This window comes from Methylobacterium platani, from assembly GCF_001653715.1.
In the GTDB taxonomy this organism is placed as follows: Bacteria; Pseudomonadota; Alphaproteobacteria; order Rhizobiales; family Beijerinckiaceae; genus Methylobacterium; species Methylobacterium platani.
This window is the reverse complement of the sequence record NZ_LWHQ01000038.1, coordinates 212,247-212,648: the sequence shown is the minus strand read 5'-3', so window position 1 is coordinate 212,648 and position 402 is coordinate 212,247. Positions and strand designations below refer to the sequence as shown.

Here is a 402-nt window from a genome sequence, read left to right as displayed (position 1 = left end):
GCGCCGCCGCCGAGGGCCTGATGACGGCTCTGCGCGACAAGCTCGCCGGGCTGCCGGGGCAGCGCATCGGCGACCTCACCGTCGAGGCGGCGGACGACTTCGCCTATACCGACCCGGTCGACGGCTCGGTGACGGCGCGCCAGGGCGTGCGGATCCTGTTCCGCGAGGATGCCCGCGTGGTGTTCCGCCTCTCGGGCACCGGCACGGTCGGGGCGACCTTGCGGGTCTATCTCGAGCGCTTTTCGAAGGACCGGCTCGACGCGCCGACGGCCGAGATGCTGGCGCCGGTCGTCGCGGCGGCGGAAGAGATCGCGGGGATCGCCCGGCATACCGGCCGGACCGAGCCGTCGGTGGTGACGTAAGAGGAACGGCGCCGCGGCTTGAACCCTCCCCCGCAGAGGG

General features: G+C 73.4%; 1 pseudogene. It reads left to right on the top strand.

The annotated features are described in order from the left end of the window. Window positions 1-362 (top strand): annotated as a pseudogene (locus A5481_RS19630) (alpha-D-glucose phosphate-specific phosphoglucomutase); the annotation flags it as partial. Between the last annotated feature and the right edge of the window lie 40 nt (window positions 363-402).